The sequence below is a fragment of the Aneurinibacillus aneurinilyticus ATCC 12856 genome, from assembly GCF_000466385.1.
Taxonomy (GTDB): domain Bacteria; phylum Bacillota; class Bacilli; order Aneurinibacillales; family Aneurinibacillaceae; genus Aneurinibacillus; species Aneurinibacillus aneurinilyticus.
The window spans coordinates 1-19,631 of sequence record NZ_KE952840.1; the positions used below are offsets into that span (position 1 = coordinate 1).

Genomic DNA, 19,631 nt, shown 5'->3' on the forward strand with positions numbered 1-19,631 from the left:
AAGTAAAAGCGGAAGAAATGGATAAACCACAAATTGATCAATCAAGAGCGAAGAAACAATCATTACAACCCCAGGATGTAAAAACAAAGGAAGAACCAACGAATATTCAGCAGACAACTGCAGAGCCAAGGCAACCACAAGAAGGACAAACGAAGGTAACAGAAAGACAGAAGGAGCTAGAGCCGGAGAGGCCACAAAATCAGGCAGAAGAAACGGAAGAACACGACCGGCCGATGGATACAGGCGAATCTGTAGACGAAGCTTCACCGGCAGAAGAAAAGGAAGAAGCGAAGGTTTCCATCACATTGAAGGGAACGAAGCGGGATCCGGTAACAGTTACAACTTCTTTGTTATCTTCTTATGCTCAGCGGGAGACGACGCCAAATGCACAGCAGACAGAGGCAGAAAAGATGGACGCACGCGAAGAAGAGACGGAAGAAAGCAGAGAGAATGAGAGCAATGAAACGGAAAGAAAAGAGGGAGCATTGTATTTAACTTCCTTTATGAGGCAGGAAAAAGAAGAATTTACGCGTCTGAAAATGTGCATTGCTCAGCAGGATGAGACGCTTGATGGCATTGCTGAGAAATACAATGTGACTCCTGCTGATATTGCAATGGCAAACGGCTTGCATACGAATGCTACAGTAGCTAAAGGGCAAGTGTTGTATATCCCGGTGAAATCTTGAGGCTTGAGGGGGAAGTAGGATGAACCTGCAGGAAGAAAGGCTGCGCAATCATCTGGATGGCTACCCCTTTACGATTCGTGAGGTTAGGCATGAAGAGAATGGATGGTATGCACTAACTGACCGAGGTAAAAAGAGAATCATTTATTGTCAAGACGAAAACCTAATCCGCTGGTCACATAGCTGGCGAGAGTATTTGGTTAATCAAGGTTTTAGACACGTAGAACGATATTTAGTGAATGGACAGGGTGAACATTGGATTTCCGATTTGGCAGGCTCGTATGCCTTGTCAGATTACTGGGAGCAGGATTATGACTGGTCCAAGCGCAATGAGCTTCAAATGAAGGGATATCAGACGTTCGGAGAATTGCTGGCTCATATTCATCTGTGCTTTGACAATGTAGAAGAAGTGTACCGGGGACGCTATCGCAAAAAGGGAACACTAAATGAGACAAGATTGAAAAGCAGCTATCGTTATTTGCATGCCATCATAAAAGAAATAGAAAGCAGGCAGAGTGACAACTGGCTGTTGTATAACCTTTCGCGTGTTGCGGAAAGGGTACGTAAGGCGGAGGCATTGTACGAGGCAAGCGGGGGAGAAAACGACAGAACCCCGCTTTCATTTGCGCATATGCCCCTTTCTTCTTTGGTGTATTGGGAGCCATGTTGGTATATTACGGGTCTGCACAATCCGGTTCTTGTTCCGCGCCATGAAGATACGGTTACACTACTTGAACAAATCTATGAAATAAGCGATACGGAAGGTGTGAACCAATTTCTTTCCGCTTATGCCAGTGTACGTCGGATTCCTGTCCCGGAGAAGAACTATCTGTTGGCGCTTCTCTGCTATCCGCTGCCTGTTCTTTCTGGCCTTGAGGGCTTGCCACAATTATCAGAAGAGCGGGAGCGCATTATCGCTGGATTTCATCTGCAAGGCCAGCGTGAAAAGATACTTCGATGTGTCACGGAGATGCGGGTCTTGTATGAGGAGGACTCCGGATAATGGAATTGGTAGAGTGGCAGGCAAAGCATTTGTTGCATGATTATGATCTGCGTTTATATGGAATAGATGAAACGGAAAAGAATCGGTGGAGAGTAGAGACAGACAATGGTATCTTTCTGCTGGAGAAGACAGATGAGCATCCAACACAGTTATACTTTGTCGCTTCTTGGCTTCATTATTTATACAGTCAGGGCATTAAAAGCGTAGTTCCTTTCTGTGTCACGAAATATGGAGAACCATATATTGCAACGAGGTACGGGATGTATGTTTTGCAACCGTGGATAGAGGAGACGGAGGCGATTTGGCGCGTGCCGGAATGGGAAACCAGGGTGTTGAGGGAAGTGGGACGTATCCATCAGGTAAGCATTCGGGCACAGGTAAGGTGGCAAGGGTATGCACCGGTATCACTTGAACAGATTAGGCAACGGTGGGAGAGTAGTATAGCCCAAATTGTTTTGATAGCAGAAATGGCAGGGCAGCACCATGGTACGGAAGTTTTCGGGAAAATGGTGAAGAAAAATGTCGAACAGTTTCTTCATTTTGCGCAGTATGCTGTCCGGGAGCTAACAGATGCAACTGCACGATTGGAAAGAAGACCCCTTATGCGTGTATTATGTCATGGGCGTATCCATCGCCGTAATATGATTATCGGGGCAGGCGGAGCCTTTTATATTACCCGCTTTGAGCGGGCTAACCTCGATACACCTGTGAGAGATTTGGCGATTTTTTTCCGGCGCTATGCTCCCCGTTGCGGATGGAGTATAAGAAGAGGGAGAAAGTGGTTGGCCGCATACGAAGAAGAAAATCCGTTGACGGAGGAGGAACGTTTGCTGCTATCTTGCTATTTATTATTTCCCGAGCGCCTTGCACATGTGGCACGTACCTATTGGAATACTGCGGGAGAGGACCGCGGACAGAGTGTGCAGCAGTGGATGCAAACATGGCAAAAGCATCTTCAGCTTCTTTCAGAAATGCATCAGTTTGCTTTGGCCATCAAGCAAAAATAAGCCGCAGCCGGACGAGGTTGCGGCTTACTTCTATATCCAGTCGCATAGGATAGCAGCGTACAGCAGGGCCAGCAGCGTGAGCAGAATAACATCAAAAGGAGTAGGAAAAAGCAAAGTACGAATGAATTGAAAGATAATAAATGGGACAATAAGCTGCAAAGCACCATAGCGGACTTTCACATAAAATGGATGGTATCGCCAGCGTCCTTTCATCGCAGAGGCTCCTTTCTGAAAGGGGGGTCTGCTGTCAGTATACGCGGCCACAAGCGGAGGAGTGAATGAAATTTTAGGCAAAATAAATGCTCCATACATCAATAATTCCTTCAAAAAAAGATAAGCCAAAAGGATAAGTTGTAAAAACTCGTCCTTTTGGCTTATCTTTTTGCTTATGGCAATTGTCACCAAGTCGACAAACTTTCTCTACAAATGATAATTGACCCTCTTAGATGGGCGATATATCCTAAAAGCGTAGCAATTAATAGATGCCAAGACATAACTTAACACTATTATCGCATTGTTTATGGTTGGTGTCAAGTTATTACTTCATCCATAGTGTTAAAACCAAAATATTTACATTTTGGGATATAACGCTATAGAATCAGGTGTCTTTTAAGGCGAAATATTACTTAAACATTAAAGGGGGAGGTTCACAACATGTTAAGTAATGCTCCATTTAGTACCGCGAAGAATTTCTGGTACACTTCACTGTTCTGGCTGATTATATCGATGCTGTGTGGTCTTGTTGTGGCGATTAAGCAAATTGACCCTAATTTCTTGTATTTTCAGGGTCAGGACGCTTTGAACTTCGCATTGACATACGCCCACATACGTATCATTCACACCAATGGCGTTTTACTGGCGTGGTTGTCGATGGCGATGGTGGGCGCGATGTTTTACATGATTCCGAAGCTGACGCGTACGCCACTGTGGAGTGAAAGGCTGGGTAATCTCACTTGCATTATCTGGAATCTAGCCATTGCGGCTGCTGTCGTCGTTATCTGCATGGGATATTCAACTGGGGTAGAATATGCCGAACTGCCATTAGTTCTTGACATTGGCGTTATCATTTTGTGCGTATTGATGTCGATTAACCTTTTCATGACTATCGCAAAGCGTCAGGAAAAGCAATTATACGTTTCTATTTGGTATTTTGTCGGTTCTTTAATTTGGCTGCCGCTCGTATATACGGTCGGTAACATCCCGTCTTCCATCGTAGGCGGTGCCGCACAGGCGAACATGAACTGGTTCTATGGTCATAACGTTCTTGGTTTGTGGTTTACTACGGTAGGGATCGGTCAGATATACTACCTGCTGCCTAAGCTGACAGGCAAGCCGTTATACAGCCATAAGCTTTCCCTTATCGGCTTTTGGACTATCGCGACGATTTATGTATGGAATGGCCCTCACCATTTGGTGAATGGTCCGATCCCGGTTTGGCTAATGAAAGCGGGTATCATTCCTTCCATTTTGTTGATTATTCCGGTTTGGACTGTGCTTGCGAATGTGTTTGGTACGATGCGAGGTGTATGGCATAAAGTAGCTGAAGATGTAAACATGAAATTCCTTGTTACGGCTGCCATCTTTTATCTTATGGCATGTTTGCAAGGCCCGTTTCAGGCACTCATGCAAGTTAGTGCGGTCGTTAAATTTACGCACTGGGTTGTAGGACACGCGCACATGGCTCCGTTTGCTGCGTTTTCTTTTGTGTGCTTCGTAACGATTTATTATGCGGTCCCGCGTCTTACGGGACGCAATATTTATAGTAAAGCCTTAATGAACTGGCACTACTATTTCTCTGTTATCGGTTTCTTAATGTTTGCTTTTACGCTCTGGATTGCCGGAGTTATCCAAGGTTTTGCCTGGATGGAAGGTACGCCGTTTATTGAGACAATCAATACAGTTCGATCGCTCATTGTATGGCGTGCTGTTGGCGGCACAATGATGATTGTTGGTCAGTTCTTCTTTGTGTTTAACCTGTGGAGAACCGTGAAGGCAGGTACAAAATTTGCTTCTGACGAAGAAAGCGTCGTTGCTTAATTTATCCCGAGGAGGGGACAACTTTGGAAAGAAACGCGTTAGCGATTTACCTTGCTGCTATTGCGCTCTTTATGATGGGAACGTTCGCGACAATCATACTTCCACTCTTTGATAAAGATATGATGACGCCGACCGCAAATGCGGAAGCGCGGAAGTATGATCCGGATTCCCCGGAAGCAAAGGGGCGCCAAGTATATATTGCAAACGGATGTAACACTTGCCATACACAAGTCGTACGTCCTGTTAAGGCCGACCTGGCAATGAACATTGGTCCTGTAAGCGTGCCAGGCGATTATGTCAACGACCGGCCGCATCTGTTCGGCTCGAACCGTACAGGTCCGGATTTGATGTGGGTAGGTGCTCGTACAAGCAAGGAGTGGAATCTGGAACATTTGAAAGATCCGCAAAAAATCGTTCCCGGATCCATCATGCCGAAATACGATTACTTGAGCGATGAAGATTTGAATAATCTGGTTGCATACTTGATGAGCCTGAAACCGGCTCCAGCGAAATAATTGGGAAAAGGAGGCGACAATATGTCTGATAAACATAATAACCATGAACATCATGAAGAACATTTTGATGAAGTAATGGGCATGAAGCAAGGCCATGGAAAAGTCCCTCGTTTCCTAATTGTGGTGTATGCCGTGCTTGCCATCTGGGCTGTCGGGTATGCACTGACTGTAAAAGGAATCGATGAACGTCCAGCAGACGGAGAAGCGGCGCAGGGCGTGAGTGCAGAGGTTGGAAAAGGTTTATCTAGTCAATGTTTGGCTTGTCATGGTGCCGATTTTAAAGGTGGCATGGGCGGCGTGGCTCCGACGCTGCATGGTGTCGTGGATAAATTAAAACCGGAAGGAGTCAAGGAAGTATTAACCAAAGGACGTGGCGGCATGCCGGCGCTTGGAGCTTCCTGGACACCAGATCAGCAGGACTCCATGGTTGAATTCTTGAAAACGTTGAAGTAAGAGAGCAAAGACCAGATGGTAAGCGTTCATCTGGTCTTTTTTGCTTTGTGTGTTGCCAATCGTTATAATAGGGAAAAATAAGAAAAAGAGTGGTGGATGGGCATGCTGAGCGGCGTACAGATTATTTATTACATCCTTTGGTTTGCGGTTATTAGCGGGCTTTTCTTCATGATGATTAAGATTCTAACGTCGCGAGATTGACACAAACACCTCAGTAAAGCCTATTAGCACTTTGCTATAATGGAAAAAGATGCTGAAAGACTTAGAGAGGTAGAGGAAGAATGAAAAAGCTTTCTACGGTAGCCTGGCGTAATTTAAAGCGAAAAATGTCCCGTACTGTTCTGCTCGCGGGTAGTGCCGCCATTACAGCGTTTATTTTGTTTACAAGCTATTTTTTTGTATATTCAATGGAACGGAGCATCGACGCAAGCTCCAGTCGTCTCGGTGCAGGCCTGATGGTTGTGCCAAAAGGATTCGGCGGACAGGCAGGCGATATGATCATCTCCGGTACGCCGACCAAATTCTACATGCCAGCAAGCGTCGTGGATAAGATACGTACTATCGGAGAAATAGAGGTGGCTTCCCCGCAATTGTATCTGGAAACGGTATCAGCCGTTTGCTGTCAGACATCTGGTGATTTTCCGGTTGTCGCCTATGATCCAAAAACCGATTTTACACTCAAAAATTGGACGGCTACCGAGAAACAAATCGGTAAATACGATTTAATCGCCGGAGCGGAAGCGGGCGGCAAGAACTATATCTATCATTTCGATAATGAATTTATGGAGGAATGGGTCACATTATTCGGCAAGGATTTTATGCTGAAGAATATGATTTTTCCGACAGGTATGGGGACGGATAAGACATTATTTATTACGATGGATGCCGCGCGTGAGCTTAATCATAAAGAGAACAAGCTGGATTTCCCGGAGGGCTCCATCTCTATCGTCCTTGTTAAAACCAAGCCGGGAATGGAAGAGTTTGTAAAACGGCAAATCGAACGCCTGAACCTGAATGTGGATGTAGTGAAAGGAAGCGGTTTGCAGGAAACGGTCAACAAGCAGGTATTTCCGGTGAAAATGATGAGCTATATGATGATTGGTCTAGTACTAATAATGAGTGCTTTGCAAGTAATGACAATGTTTACTGCACTTATTAGTGAGCGGCAAAAAGAGATCGGTATGCTGCGGGCTATGGGAGCTTCACGTATGGTTACATTTCGTTTACTGCTGATGGAAGCAAGCTTTGCTTCTGTTATTGGGGCATCGATCGGCTCGCTTGCAGCTGGGGCGGCTTTATATGACAACCGAATTTTGATTTTGCAGCTGTTGCAACTTCCGATGCTGTTCCCGGATTGGTCGACAGGAATTCTAATAGGACTTGGAACAACTGCGGTAACGACACTTATTGCGATAGCAGCTGCCTTCTTCCCGGTTCGATCCACGCTAAAGCTACAACCTTATGAAGCGATTCGGGAGGGCGAGTAGCCATGATTATGCTTGAGCAGATTTGTAAAACATACAAGATTGGCCGGGAACGAAAAATACATGCACTACATAATATAAGTGAAACGGTGTATGAAGGTGAGTTCGTCGCTGTCGTCGGTCCTTCGGGTAGCGGCAAATCGACGTTTCTTGCGATGGCGGGGTTGTTGGAACGCCCGACAGAAGGTGTCGTACGTTTTGACGGTAAAGATGTAACGAACTTGCGCGATAAGGAACGAACGCGTATCCGGGCCGAACGCTGTGGATTCATCTTCCAGTTCCCAAGCTTAATACCGACACTTAATACGCTGGAGAATGTACTGCTTCCAAAGACTATACATCGTACGTACCAGGCTAGTGATGAAAAGTGGGGCAAGGAAGTACTGGAGAAGGTAGGGCTTAAGGATAAGCTTGAGAATCTTCCGTACCAATTAAGCGGCGGTGAACAGCGCAGAGTCGCGCTCGCCCGGGCGCTTATTAATAAACCTGATGTAATATTGGCCGATGAACCGACTGGTGCGGTCGATGCGTATAATGCCAGCGTAATTGTAAGTTTATTTAAAGAGTGGAATGCCCAGGGGAAGACGGTAATTATGGTTACACATGATATGAAGCAGGCAGATGAAGCAGGCCGTATTATTGAGCTTGCGGATGGCCGCCTGAAACAGGACATGGAATAGTGGAAAGGTATATTGACTATTTCTTCTTGAACTGGGTACAATGGATAAGGAAGAATAACAATGTATATCGGCAATGAAGAGGAAGAGTATGTTGGGATGCCATACCAGAGAGCGGGCCACCGGTGGAAGGCTTGCATGGATGTACTGATAGAAGGTAGCCTCTGAGCCGTTTGCCCGAATGAGGAAGTAGGGCAGACCGGGACACACCCGTTATCATGATACAAGTGGGCCTGTTGCTGCGCCGTTTGACGTGCGCTTTATTCAGGCTAACAAAGGTGGTACCGCGAAATATACTCCTTCGTCCTTTGATAGGACGGGGGAGTTTTCTTATGATAAGAGAAAGTTCAAAAAGTCCGGGAAACAGAGCTGTGAATTTCTGAGTTGCCCCTCAGTTGCTCGGGATTGCCACGCCTTGCACTTCACGGTTCTGTTTGGCCTCTTTTTTGAACGCGCTCGATTCAGAAAGTATTTTTCATGGAGGTATATGTATGTCTAATCAGTCAAACCAACCTGAAATGCCAACGAAATATGAACCGAAACAGACAGAAGCCAAATGGTATCCATTCTGGCGTGATAGCGGCTATTTTAAGGCTGAGCGCAATCCGGATAAAACACCGTTTACGATTGTAATTCCACCGCCGAACGTAACAGGCAATCTGCACATTGGTCATGCACTAAACAATACATTGCAGGATATTATGATTCGTTTTAAGAGAATGCAAGGCTATGATGCGCTATGGCTTCCAGGCATGGATCATGCCGGTATTGCCACGCAGGCGCGTGTAGAAGGGACATTGCGTGAGGAAGGCATCTCGCGCCATGATCTGGGCCGTGAGAAGTTCGTGGAGAAAGTATGGGAATGGAAAGAACACTATGCGAGCATCATTCGCGAACAGTGGACAAAGATGGGGTTGTCGATCGACTATAGTCGCGAACGCTTTACGCTTGATGAAGGGCTCTCCCATGCAGTACGGGAAGTATTCGTTCGCCTATATGAGAAAGGGCTTATCTATCGCGGAAAATATATTATCAACTGGGATCCGGCTACCCGCACGGCTCTTTCCGATATCGAAGTAGAGTACAAGGACGTACAAGGTGCATTGTATCATCTGCGTTATCCGTTGAAAGATGGCACAGGTTATATTGAAGTAGCGACTACACGACCGGAGACGATGCTTGGTGATACGGCCGTAGCTGTACATCCGGAAGATGATCGTTATCAACACTTGATTGGCAAGACGGTTATCCTGCCGATTGTCGGCCGTGAGATTCCAATCGTCGCTGATGACTATGTTGACCGTGAGTTTGGGAGCGGTGCAGTGAAGATTACACCGGCCCATGATCCGAATGATTTTGAACTTGGTCAGCGCCACAGCCTTCCGCAAGTGCTTGTAATGGATGAGTCTGGAAAAATGAACGAGAACGCAGATATTTACCAGGGGCAGGACCGCTTTGAATGCCGCAAGAATATCGTACGTGACCTGCAGGAACAGGGCGTCCTCTTCAAAATTGAAGAGCATATGCATTCTGTAGGCCATAGCGAACGTAGTGGCGCGGTTGTGGAGCCGTATTTATCAACACAATGGTTTGTTAAAATGGGACCATTGGCTGAACGGGCGATTGAAGCACAAAAATCAAAAGAAGGCGTCCAGTTTGTCCCGGATCGATTCGAGAAAATCTATCTGCACTGGATTGAAAATGTACGTGACTGGTGCATCTCCCGCCAGCTTTGGTGGGGACATCGTATTCCGGCCTGGTACTGTGAAGATTGTGGCGAGATGACTGTATCCCGTGAAGATATTCATCAATGTTCAAAATGCTCCAGTCAAAATCTGAAGCAGGATACGGACGTACTTGACACATGGTTTAGCTCCGCTCTCTGGCCGTTCTCTACGCTTGGCTGGCCGGATGAAACGGAAGATATGAAGCATTTCTATCCGACTGATGTGCTTGTAACAGGGTATGATATTATCTACTTCTGGGTGGCGCGCATGATTTTTACAGCGCTTGAATTTACTAATCAGAAGCCGTTCGAGCACGTTCTGATTACGGGTCTGGTACGTGATGCCGAAGGCCGTAAAATGTCCAAGTCGTTAGGTAACGGTGTCGATCCGATGGAAGTAATTGAACAATACGGAGCTGATGCCATGCGATATATGCTGGCGACAGGCTGCACGCCCGGGAATGACCAGCGCTTCCGTTGGGAACGTGTAGAAAGCGCGCGTAACTTTGCGAACAAAATCTGGAATGCTTCTCGTTTTGCGTTGATGAACATGGAAGGCTTCCGCTATGAAGATATTGATATAAATCGAGAGAAGCTTGGTATTGCCGACAAATGGATTCTACACCGTCTAAACGAAACGGTGAAAGATACGACTCGCCTGCTAGATAGCTTTGAATATGGAGAAGTTGGTCGCGTACTTTACAACTTCGTCTGGGATGAGTTATGTGACTGGTATATTGAGGTAGCGAAGCTGCCGTTATACGGTGATGACGAGGAAGCCAAGAAGACGACGCGTTCAGTATTGGCATACGTGCTCGACCAGACGATGCGCTTGCTGCATCCGTTCATGCCGTTCATTACAGAAGAAATCTGGCAGCATCTGCCGCATGAAGGGGACAGCTTAATCGTTGCCTCCTGGCCAGAAGTGAAACCGGAATTAGAAGATGCACCTTCTGTGAAACAAATGGAGCTATTGATGGGTGTAATCCGCAGTGTACGTAACATTCGGGCAGAGGTGAACGTACCGATGAGCAAAAAAATCGAACTGCTCATCAAAGCGAATGATGAAGAGATGCTATCGTACCTTGAGAGCGGCAAGGCATACATCGAACGCTTCTGTAATCCGGAAGTGCTGAACATCGGTATAGGCATTGCAGCACCTGAAAAGGCGATGTCAGCGGTTGTCAGCGGTGCAGAGCTCTATCTGCCGCTTGCCGGCCTCATTGACATTGAGCAAGAAATTGCCCGTCTGGAAAAAGAGCTAACGGCACTTAATGATGAGGTAGAACGCGTTCAGAAGAAGCTGTCCAATAAAGGCTTCGTTGAAAAAGCGCCAGCACAAGTTATTGAGCAGGAACGGGCAAAAGAGGCCGACTATCTTGAGAAGCAAGCGAAAGTGAAAGCAAGAATCGAAGAGCTTAAAGGGTGAGCGGAACGTGACTGAACAATCATTGGAACATGCACTTTCCTGGCTGGCCGGATTAGAGAGATTCTCTATCCGGCCTGGCCTTGAAAGAATGGAATATATGATGGAGCGCCTCGGGCATCCCGAGCGACGATTAAAATTTATTCATATTGCTGGTACGAATGGCAAAGGATCGACAGCTGCATTTCTGTACTCAATTTTACGACAAACAGGGCAGGATGTCGGCATGTTTGTATCTCCGTACATTACATCCTTCCATGAGAGGATTCAGTATAACGGGGACTATATTGCAACTGAAGACCTAGTTGTACTTATTAATAGGCTGGAGCCTATCGTTGAAGATATGAGAGAAAGCGAACTCGGTGCGCCGACGGAGTTTGAAGTTGTAACGGCGTTAGCGCTTCTATACTTTGCGACGGTGACATACCCGGATATTGTCATCTGGGAGACGGGGCTTGGCGGTCGGCTTGATTCTACCAACATCGTTCATCCACTCGCCTGTATTATCACCAATATCGGGTTCGATCATATGAATATATTGGGAGAGAATGTTCCGGCTATTGCCCGGGAAAAGGCCGGAATTATTAAAAATGGTGTTCCACTCATTACCGGGAAAATGCCCGGTGAAGCGATGGAAATCATCGAAGAGGTCGCCAAATCGCGCCGTGCTACGATATATCGTGCAGGAAAAGAGTATGAAGCGCTACGTTCGCAGCACGAAGGCCGGGAGATGATGGATTTTACCGGTTTATTCGGAAATATAAAAGGCTGTGAACTAGGACTCACTGGCGCGCATCAGGTGGACAATGCCGCCGGGGCGCTCATGACGCTCCAGGTGCTGAACCGTTATTTTGCCTTGTACGTTGAAGAAGAGCATATTCATAAAGGCTTGCGGGAAGCGAGATGGCCAGGCCGGTTTGAAAAAATCAACAATGCTCCGGATATTGTTTTGGATGGTGCACATAACGTGGATGGTGTGCGTGCGCTTGCACAAACGGTACGGGACTATTATCCGGGGCGGAAAGTTTCTCTTGTTTTTTCCGCGCTAGCAGATAAAAATTATGCAGAGATGGTTGGCATACTCGCTCCGCTGTGTGAGCGGGTATGGGTGACGAAAACAGACCATCCACGTGCGGCCAGCGCTATCGAACTTGCGGCCGCTTTCAAAGCTTCCGTTCCTGATGTATCCGTACAGGCTGAAGAAAATTGGCGGGAAGCGTGGAGGCAGGCAATACATACGGTCACTCCGCAGGAGGTGCTTCTGGTGGCCGGATCCTTATACTTTATATCAGATATACGAAACGAGTGGAAAGAAAATAGGAAAGCTGGTGATGAATAAGATGGACACCGAGGTACAAAAACAGCATGAGCACAAAAGAGAACATGTTCATTTTATTGGCATTGGCGGGTATGGAATGAGCGCCATTGCCCGTGTCATGCTGGATATGGGATGTCATGTCACAGGCTCTGATGTAGCTCGAAAAGAATTGACAGATAAGCTACAAAAAAAAGGCGCACAGGTGTTCATCGGCCATCAGGCGGAAAACATTGCAGGTGCAGACCTGGTCGTGTATTCGACTGATATTCCGAAGGAGAACGTGGAGTTGACCGCAGCCAAGGCACAGGCGATTCCATTGATTCATCGTTCCAAAATGCTGGCGCGTCTGTTGAATGAGAAGAAAGGTGTGGCAGTGGCAGGCGCCCACGGCAAGACGACGACATCATCCATGATTGCACTTGTGATGGAAAAAACAGGAATCGATCCGACGTATCTCATCGGCGGCGAGATTATGGATATTGGCAGCAATGCAAAAGCAGGCCAGGGTGACTTCGTTGTGGCGGAAGCGGACGAAAGCGATGGCACGTTCCTGGAATACTTCCCGCATATTGCTGTCGTAACGAACATTGAACCGGATCATCTCGAAAACTATGACGGAGATTTCGAGAATTTGAAAAAAGCATACCGTCAATTTCTCTCCCAGGTAAAAGAGAATGGCACGGCAGTCGTCTGCATTGATGATGATTATGTAGAGGAGATGCTGGCGGAGAAAAAAGCGAATGTATCGCTTAGTACGTACGCAATTGACAAGCAGGCTGATTACATGGCCAGTAACATCGCACCGGGCGATCGCACGATTTCATTTGATGTAACGCATAAAGGCAAACTACTGGGCCGGATGAAGCTGTCCGTACCGGGTATCCATAATGTGTACAATGCGCTGGCGACGGTAGCGGTATGCATGCAAGCAAACCTTACATTTGAAGAGATTGCTGACGCTATTATTGCATTCCGCGGTGCGAAACGTCGCTTTCAAGTGATTGGCGAGGTAAACGATATTTTGATTGTAGACGATTATGCACATCATCCAACCGAGATTGAGGCGACCCTGGAAGCAGCTCGCTCGACGAATCGCCGTACAGTTGCGATTTTCCAGCCGCAGCGCTATACACGTACATTCTTCCTGCTGGATGCGTTTAGCAAGGCGTTCGGGAAAGCGGACGAGGTCATCATTGTTGACATTTATTCTCCAGCAAATGATCCTGAGATCGAAGGCGTTAGCGCCGAGAAGCTGGTGGATTTAATTAAGCAGAATAGTAATGCGAATGCGAAGTATATCGCTTCGAAGGAAGAAGTAGTCGAGCATTTGAAGCGTACTGTTACATCAGGTGATCTTGTGCTGACGATGGGCGCGGGCGATATTTGGAAGGCTGCAGTGCATCTGGTTGAAGAAATGGAGAAAAAGTAAAGAACTTAAACATAAAGTTGAACGGTGTCTGCCTTATAAAATATAGGGCAGACATTTTTTGTTCAAATTTCTTCAAAGGAATATATGACATAATAGGTTTTTTTCTGTAAGAAAATCATCTATGATAAAATAAGTATATAGTTTTAGGCTTTAAGGCTTAATTAAGTAAAAAGGAGGAGAGGTTAGCTATGAGCAAAAAGCGTTGGGTGATTTTTTTGGCTTTGTTCGCTTTGTTGATTAATAGTTCTTTATTTTTCGTTTATGCAAAAGCGGCAAATGATACTCCAAGATTAGAAGGAGGAGTAAATTCGGCCAATTTGGAGATTACAATGCCTACTAACGGAGCCCCCGCTAAAGGAAGTATAGGGCTATCTGTAATTCCTAAGGGATCGACCACGCAGGCTGGACGTCAGCCTGTCGACCTTGTATTTGTTATTGATCGCTCGGGTTCAATGGGGGATGAAAGTGTAGGTGGCTCCAAAATAAAGGATGAAAATGGAAAATGGACCACGCGCATGGAACTGGCTAAGAAGTCAATTCAACAAGCCGTAGACATGCTAAAGGAAGACAATCCTTCAGGAAACTTTGACCGCATCGGCCTTATATCATTCAGTAGTACAGCAACAATTGATGTAGCTTTAACGGACAATAAAAATAACGCATTCGAGACTCAAATTATGAAGAAGGTGAACGGACTAAAAGCAAGTGGTGGAACAAACTATAGTGATGCACTTGAAAAAGCAAATCAAATGCTAGCCTCGTCTAAAAACAGCAGATATATCATTTTTTTAACAGATGGTGAGCCTACACAATTTGCTAAGTCGAAAGTAAAGCTAAAGGGCAAATATTATTATCGTTCAGGAAATAAGAAAATAGATGCTCCTCAAGATGACTTGTATAACGTTTCTATGACAATTTATACGAATGGTTCAGTGTCAGAAACAGTCGAGAATACTCGAACATATTATCCTTACGATGCCAGTCTACGGGGGGTTACAGAAAGAATACAGGCATATGCTTTGGATGCTGCGGGAGAGCTAGCTTCTTCTAATACAAAGCTATATTCTATTGGGTTCGAACTTGCTGATGCTCAATTAGATTTCCTGCAAAACCTTTCGCAAATGACAGGGGCGTCTGCTGTTCGTGGTACGACACAAAATCTAAAAGACGTTTTTGAATCGATTACAAAACAAATTCGTGAGCTTAAAATGAGTGAAGTAAAAATAAAAGTAAAGCTGAATAATATACAGGGAAATTCTTCAGGGCAAAATATTGAGTTAACACCTGATGCTACGGCAGTTAGGGATGGAGATTATGCTGTAATTAATTTAAATGACGTTTCGTACAAGCGAGATGGTTCAACGCCATCGCCTCAATCGTATAGCCTTCCGCTTATATTCAAAACTATTGGGACGTATGAATTAAATGATATTAAGCTATACTACAAAGATTTTGACGGCAAGGATCAGGTTGTCTCACTTCCTTCTGTAACGATTACTGTTAAAAATGGTACCATGGCTGTCACGGGAGTAAAATTAAACAAAGACAAATTAACAATGAATCCAGGCAATGAGGAGCAGCTTACTGCTACGGTACTTCCTGAAAACGCGACAAATAAAGCTGTCACATGGTCTACAGCAGATCCGAACATAGCTAAAGTGGATGCACAAGGAAAAATTACTGCCCAAAATCCTGGTATAACAAAGATTACTGTTACAACGGTAGATGGCGGCTTTACGGCTAAATGTAATGTAACAGTACTATCACCAGCGATTCCGGTAACAAATATCTCACTTCCAGCGTTTCTTACATTGGATATGAATACAGAAAAGACCCTTGTTCCTGAAATTAAACCGCTTAATGCTACGAATAGGTCAGTAAAGTGGGAATCGAGTGCGCCAACTATAGCTTCAGTAGACGATAAGGGAATAGTGAAGGGCATCTATGGTGGTACGGCGATTATCACAGCTACAGCGCTTGACAACAGCGGCTTGAAAGCTGAATGTAAGGTCACAGTAAAGATGAATCCGGAATTTCATGGTACGTATCAGGTTGTAGGAGACGAAGGCAAACTTGTTGTTAACCATGATGGCCCTTCGGCAAATACGATTACGGATAAAACGGAATGGTATCGCTGGGACAGAAATACGCAACAATGGATTAAGTTTAGAACCGGCAAGTTCGATGATAATATGGCGACGATCAGTGTTAGTTTAGATAAAGAGAATGACAAGCCGCAACCTACTACATTTGGACTTAAAGCTGTAACACCTGGTTTTCCGGGACGTGAAGTAGTTGGTGAAAAAACAGAATTTCCGATTACTTTTACCCCAGAGTCAATAGATGTTTCGAAGTATTTCAAGGTTGATTTAAACAATACGGGAGATTCGAGTGATAATAAGGCAGTGAAGTTAGAACTACACTACAAAATTAAGGAGCATCCAGATTCTTATATACTCGATGTCAAAAGTGTATCGTATGTGTTAAAACCTGTAGGAATCAGTGGGGAAGAACTAAAAGGGGCCGTTCCTGTTGGAAAGGAAGAGGGAAAAGCTTATCGATGGGTTAAACCAAAGAATGGGAAAACGACAACGTACAAAGCGGACTTTACAATTAAAGTAGATTTCTTGCATCCTGTTTCAAAAAAGAAAGTCTTTAGTGATAGCATTACGCTTACTTCCCCAGCTCTTACAATCAAGGGCACAGGAACATTGCAATAAAGTAATACAGTAAAAGAAATGCGGAATTCTTATGGTAAAGAAGGATTCCGCATTTCTTTATGGCATTGTATCTCAAGGGACAGTGTATTCAATATCATATAGATCAAGAAAGAATTGCTGATCAGACGGAAGACCGGGGAACGCTTCTTCGAAAATTTTCCGATTAAATTGAATGGTTAATCGGGCGGCCCGGCTAGCACCTTCCCGTGACGTGTTCAATGCAATCTGTCCATCGCCAATCCCGATTCCGCCAATAATATGGTTGACCGAGATATGGGAATAAATGTCGAGAGAATTATCTGTATATAGGAAAGCATACAGAGGTGAGGGTTCTACACCATTTTTAGATGTCCATTTTTTTACATTATCATCAAACTTTGCTTCTATATAACGGTTAGCTAAAGTAAGAGAACCCGAGGCAATAATAGCAAGTTTATTATTGTCTTTTTCTTTGCTCTTGTTAGTAGCTTCACGGATTACAACATCACCATCTACATAAATAACACCGTTCATGTCGATATCATTATAAATATCAAGGTTTCCGCGGATAACGATAATGCCATTGTATGTAAATGGCTCTTCTTTTGGCTCTGAATCTAACTTCTCGAATGTATCCTGACGACCCATTTCTACCGTAACGCTTTTTGGTGTGTTACTTGTATCGCTGGGAGCGATATATAGTTTATTTATTTTATCTTTAAGTTCGTTTCCTGTCAGGCGTACCGTTAGTGGTGATGGGTTGCCATCTGGTTGCTCAGATTCAATATATAATTTTTTGTTAGGGGGTGTGTTACCGTAATAGCTAAAGCCATTATCCTTATCTTTTTCATCAAACGTAATCGGCTCGTCTGTTTCGCCTATTGTTATTAATTCAGTTCCACTTTCTTTTGCGTCAGCAAGTTGCTGTTGAATGTACTCTCCTACTTTTTTTTGATCATAAAATAGGTCCGGAATTCCTCTATGGGTCGCTTCGACCATGGGTGGTTCAAGGCCCGGAATACAGGGAGCATCAGAAGGTGCAGAACGCTCCTCCCTATCCGTATCTGTATCTGTATCAAGGGGGGTAAACAGCTTTTCCTTTTTTAGCCCGACAAGAGAAAAATCTGGTATTTTTGTTACTCCCTCTGAAGAAGTAGTAACATTGGGCTTCTTTTTGTCGTCCTGATAGCTGCTTAAATCTTTATTTTTATCCACTTGATATAGCTGTCCTGTATTGGAAAGCATAACCTTTCCTTCTATATAGGGTATATTATCATCCTCTTTTTCTGTTTGGAATTTTTCGTCTTCGTCTTTGTAATAATATTGATTAGTAGTGATAATGTTGTTGGCTGCTACATTGCCAATAATATTCGTTCCACCGAAAAGGAGAAGATTCCCTTTTGTGCTAACCGCAGAATGAAATGGAGCTGGAATCGTGTTAATATAGACGGTTGCGTTTAAACGAACTTTTTTCTGTGACGTACCGGATACATTACTTCCAGATGGAATACCAAGCACACTTACTGCGACTTTACGCACATATGGTTGAGATAACTCAGAGGAACCGTCGCTATACTCGATTTTATTTCCCAGCTCATAAAAAATAGCAAAGCCACTCTCCCCCCTTTCTCCTTTCACTTTTGGAAGTAATATTTTCTTCGATTCAATATTATTTTTATCTTCTATAGTGTGCATGGGAGAGGCTATTTCTTCAATGAAGCTAATAACCTCCCTATCTATGTTCTCGGAAGGCTTTTTATCTTTTAATTTTTCTTCAATGTATTCTTGAAAATAGGTTAATCCTATGTCTGCCAGCATTTTACCTTCTATTTCGCTATCCGTAAATTTACGAATTTGTGCTGATTGCATGGTTGTTGTCATAACGGAAATTCCAAGTACAGTAAATAAAATGAGAATAAGAAAAACAATTAAAAGAGCTGCCCCTTTTTCATTACGAAGAATGGTCATATTTTATTCCCCCCCTTTGAAGTTGTTAACGGCAAACTCTGTCCGAATCAGACGGATGTAATGAAGAGAAGTATTTCCTTTAGCGTTAATTACATCTTTTACATCTTCTATCGTTTTAAATTCCATGTCTTCTCCGCTCCGGTCTGTTCGGTTTTCTTCTTCCCTCGAATTTTTAGGTGCTACCAGTAAATATACGATAAGCTTTTTATTGTCATCAGATAGGCGGAATAAGCCGTCTACAAGGTAGCTAGGGTTATAAGAAAATTTTCCCCCCGCATCCGTAGCGAAAAACTGGAGGCCTTTTCGTTTCAGTTTAGAAACATTATCCTTGTCTAACGTAAGCTTATAGGTGAAAATTCCATAATAAAGTTTATTCTTAATTGCATTTTTTTCTTCTTCTGACTTGCTGTCAAAATCAAGCGTGCCACTTTTCTCAAAAATTGAAAGCAAATCTTCTTTATGGTTCTCGTTTTTTACTGGCTGTAATTCAAAATACGTAGCATTTTGAACGGTATTAAATATATCGGATAGTACAAAATCAGCTTCATTACGCAGGTTCGTTTCCGTTTGTGTCCGCTGGTAAAGAGAAATGCCCGATATATAATAGGAGGATATCGGAATAATGATTAATAGAAAAAGAGCAATGGCAACCAGCAATTCAACAAGTGTAAGACCTCGCTCCGTTTTTAAGGGAAAAAGAAATTTTCCTATTTTGTTTCTCATTCTTTATCCTCCTTTCTTTGGATTGGCTATCGCAGTATGCAGTATAGCAAGTGGGATAGCTGTCTTTTCATTTTTTAGTGACACACATACTGTAATAAGAATGAGAGGATTATTGTCTGATCCTGCGGGCATTTTCTTAAGCGTAACTTTTGGTTCGTATACCGCTCCATTTATTGATGTAGAAGATAAGATATGATCTTCTTCCCCTTTTAAAATAAGTTCTTTTAAACGTTCATAATTGAGCTTCTCCTCTGGAAATTCGGAGGATGGAAGTGTTCCTTCGCTATTTTTCCATTGCTCTGCAACTTGTCGTGCTATATTCATAGCGACCATTTGTGTATCTTGTTTTTTAGAGTTTGAAAAGCTGTTTACAAAATATGAATTAAATAATAGAAGAGAAACAGAAAAAATTATAATAGCTGCTATCACCTCGATTAATGTGAATCCTTTTTCGTTAGATAGAATGCGCATATATGTTCACCG

Annotated in this window: 16 protein-coding genes and 1 other annotated feature; of the genes, 12 read left to right on the top strand and 4 right to left on the bottom strand. The window is 44.2% G+C overall.

What is annotated here, in order from left to right; translation table 11 throughout:
* The 3 genes from HMPREF0083_RS17200 to HMPREF0083_RS17210 all read left to right on the top strand — a co-directional run.
* Nucleotides 1-686, top strand: a 686-nt coding sequence (locus tag HMPREF0083_RS17200) for a LysM peptidoglycan-binding domain-containing protein (RefSeq protein ID WP_021622892.1), incomplete at its 5' end; no start/stop codon positions are given.
* Between the two features lie 19 nt (nucleotides 687-705).
* Nucleotides 706-1,686 carry a hypothetical protein gene (locus tag HMPREF0083_RS17205; RefSeq protein ID WP_021622893.1) on the top strand — a complete coding sequence of 327 codons (981 nt, stop codon included), beginning with the start codon at nucleotides 706-708 and terminating at the stop codon, nucleotides 1,684-1,686.
* Nucleotides 1,686-2,693 (top strand): phosphotransferase, encoded by a 1,008-nt coding sequence (locus tag HMPREF0083_RS17210; RefSeq protein ID WP_021622894.1) that lies wholly within the window; start codon nucleotides 1,686-1,688, stop codon nucleotides 2,691-2,693. Before HMPREF0083_RS17205 ends, HMPREF0083_RS17210 begins: the two co-directional genes overlap by 1 nt.
* 30 nt (nucleotides 2,694-2,723) lie before the next feature.
* Here the strand turns inward: HMPREF0083_RS17210 and HMPREF0083_RS17215 are convergent, their stop codons facing one another.
* Nucleotides 2,724-2,906: a hypothetical protein gene (locus HMPREF0083_RS17215; protein ID WP_040303410.1), complete on the bottom strand. Its 183-nt coding sequence runs from the start codon at nucleotides 2,904-2,906 to the stop codon at nucleotides 2,724-2,726.
* A 441-nt stretch (nucleotides 2,907-3,347) separates the two neighbouring features.
* Between HMPREF0083_RS17215 and HMPREF0083_RS17220 the strand changes: the two genes are divergently transcribed.
* The 9 genes from HMPREF0083_RS17220 (at nucleotide 3,348) to HMPREF0083_RS26515 (ending at nucleotide 16,478) form a co-directional block, all read left to right on the top strand.
* The gene (locus HMPREF0083_RS17220) at nucleotides 3,348-4,730 is read left to right on the top strand and encodes a cbb3-type cytochrome c oxidase subunit I (RefSeq protein ID WP_021622896.1); all 1,383 of its coding nucleotides are present in this window, start codon (nucleotides 3,348-3,350) and stop codon (nucleotides 4,728-4,730) included.
* Between the two features lie 23 nt (nucleotides 4,731-4,753).
* A complete protein-coding gene (locus HMPREF0083_RS26505; RefSeq protein ID WP_021622897.1) occupies nucleotides 4,754-5,245 on the top strand; it encodes a cbb3-type cytochrome c oxidase subunit II in 492 nt (163 codons plus the stop codon).
* A 21-nt stretch (nucleotides 5,246-5,266) separates the two neighbouring features.
* Entirely contained in the window at nucleotides 5,267-5,698 is a 432-nt protein-coding gene (locus tag HMPREF0083_RS26510) for a c-type cytochrome (protein WP_051354702.1), read from the top strand.
* A 281-nt stretch (nucleotides 5,699-5,979) separates the two neighbouring features.
* Nucleotides 5,980-7,185, top strand: coding sequence for an ABC transporter permease (locus tag HMPREF0083_RS17235; protein ID WP_021622899.1), 1,206 nt, complete (start codon nucleotides 5,980-5,982; stop codon nucleotides 7,183-7,185).
* Between the two features lie 2 nt (nucleotides 7,186-7,187).
* Nucleotides 7,188-7,862, top strand: a complete 675-nt coding sequence (locus tag HMPREF0083_RS17240; RefSeq protein ID WP_021622900.1) for an ABC transporter ATP-binding protein — start codon at nucleotides 7,188-7,190, stop codon at nucleotides 7,860-7,862.
* Between the two features lie 64 nt (nucleotides 7,863-7,926).
* Nucleotides 7,927-8,171: a binding site (T-box leader), on the top strand.
* 179 nt (nucleotides 8,172-8,350) lie between these two features.
* Nucleotides 8,351-11,014, top strand: a complete 2,664-nt coding sequence (locus HMPREF0083_RS17245) for a valine--tRNA ligase (protein ID WP_021622901.1) — start codon at nucleotides 8,351-8,353, stop codon at nucleotides 11,012-11,014.
* Between the two features lie 7 nt (nucleotides 11,015-11,021).
* Nucleotides 11,022-12,350, top strand: coding sequence for a bifunctional folylpolyglutamate synthase/dihydrofolate synthase (locus HMPREF0083_RS17250; RefSeq protein ID WP_021622902.1), 1,329 nt, complete (start codon nucleotides 11,022-11,024; stop codon nucleotides 12,348-12,350).
* Complete coding sequence (gene murC / locus HMPREF0083_RS17255) at nucleotides 12,343-13,758, top strand: UDP-N-acetylmuramate--L-alanine ligase (RefSeq protein WP_021622903.1); 1,416 nt, start codon at nucleotides 12,343-12,345, stop codon at nucleotides 13,756-13,758. Before HMPREF0083_RS17250 ends, murC begins: the two co-directional genes overlap by 8 nt.
* A 188-nt stretch (nucleotides 13,759-13,946) precedes the next feature.
* Nucleotides 13,947-16,478, top strand: coding sequence for an Ig-like domain-containing protein (locus HMPREF0083_RS26515; protein WP_021622904.1), 2,532 nt, complete (start codon nucleotides 13,947-13,949; stop codon nucleotides 16,476-16,478).
* A gap of 72 nt (nucleotides 16,479-16,550) precedes the next feature.
* Here HMPREF0083_RS26515 and HMPREF0083_RS26520 read toward each other — a convergent pair whose 3' ends face one another.
* From HMPREF0083_RS26520 to HMPREF0083_RS17275, 3 genes are read right to left on the bottom strand one after another with little or no spacing between them, the layout of a single operon-like run.
* Entirely contained in the window at nucleotides 16,551-18,425 is a 1,875-nt protein-coding gene (locus HMPREF0083_RS26520) for a hypothetical protein (RefSeq protein WP_021622905.1), read from the bottom strand.
* Between the two features lie 3 nt (nucleotides 18,426-18,428).
* Nucleotides 18,429-19,148 (bottom strand): PilW family protein, encoded by a 720-nt coding sequence (locus HMPREF0083_RS26525; protein WP_021622906.1) that lies wholly within the window; start codon nucleotides 19,146-19,148, stop codon nucleotides 18,429-18,431.
* A 3-nt stretch (nucleotides 19,149-19,151) separates the two neighbouring features.
* Nucleotides 19,152-19,619 carry a type IV pilus modification PilV family protein gene (locus tag HMPREF0083_RS17275; RefSeq protein WP_021622907.1) on the bottom strand — a complete coding sequence of 156 codons (468 nt, stop codon included), beginning with the start codon at nucleotides 19,617-19,619 and terminating at the stop codon, nucleotides 19,152-19,154.
* Nucleotides 19,620-19,631 lie beyond the last annotated feature (12 nt).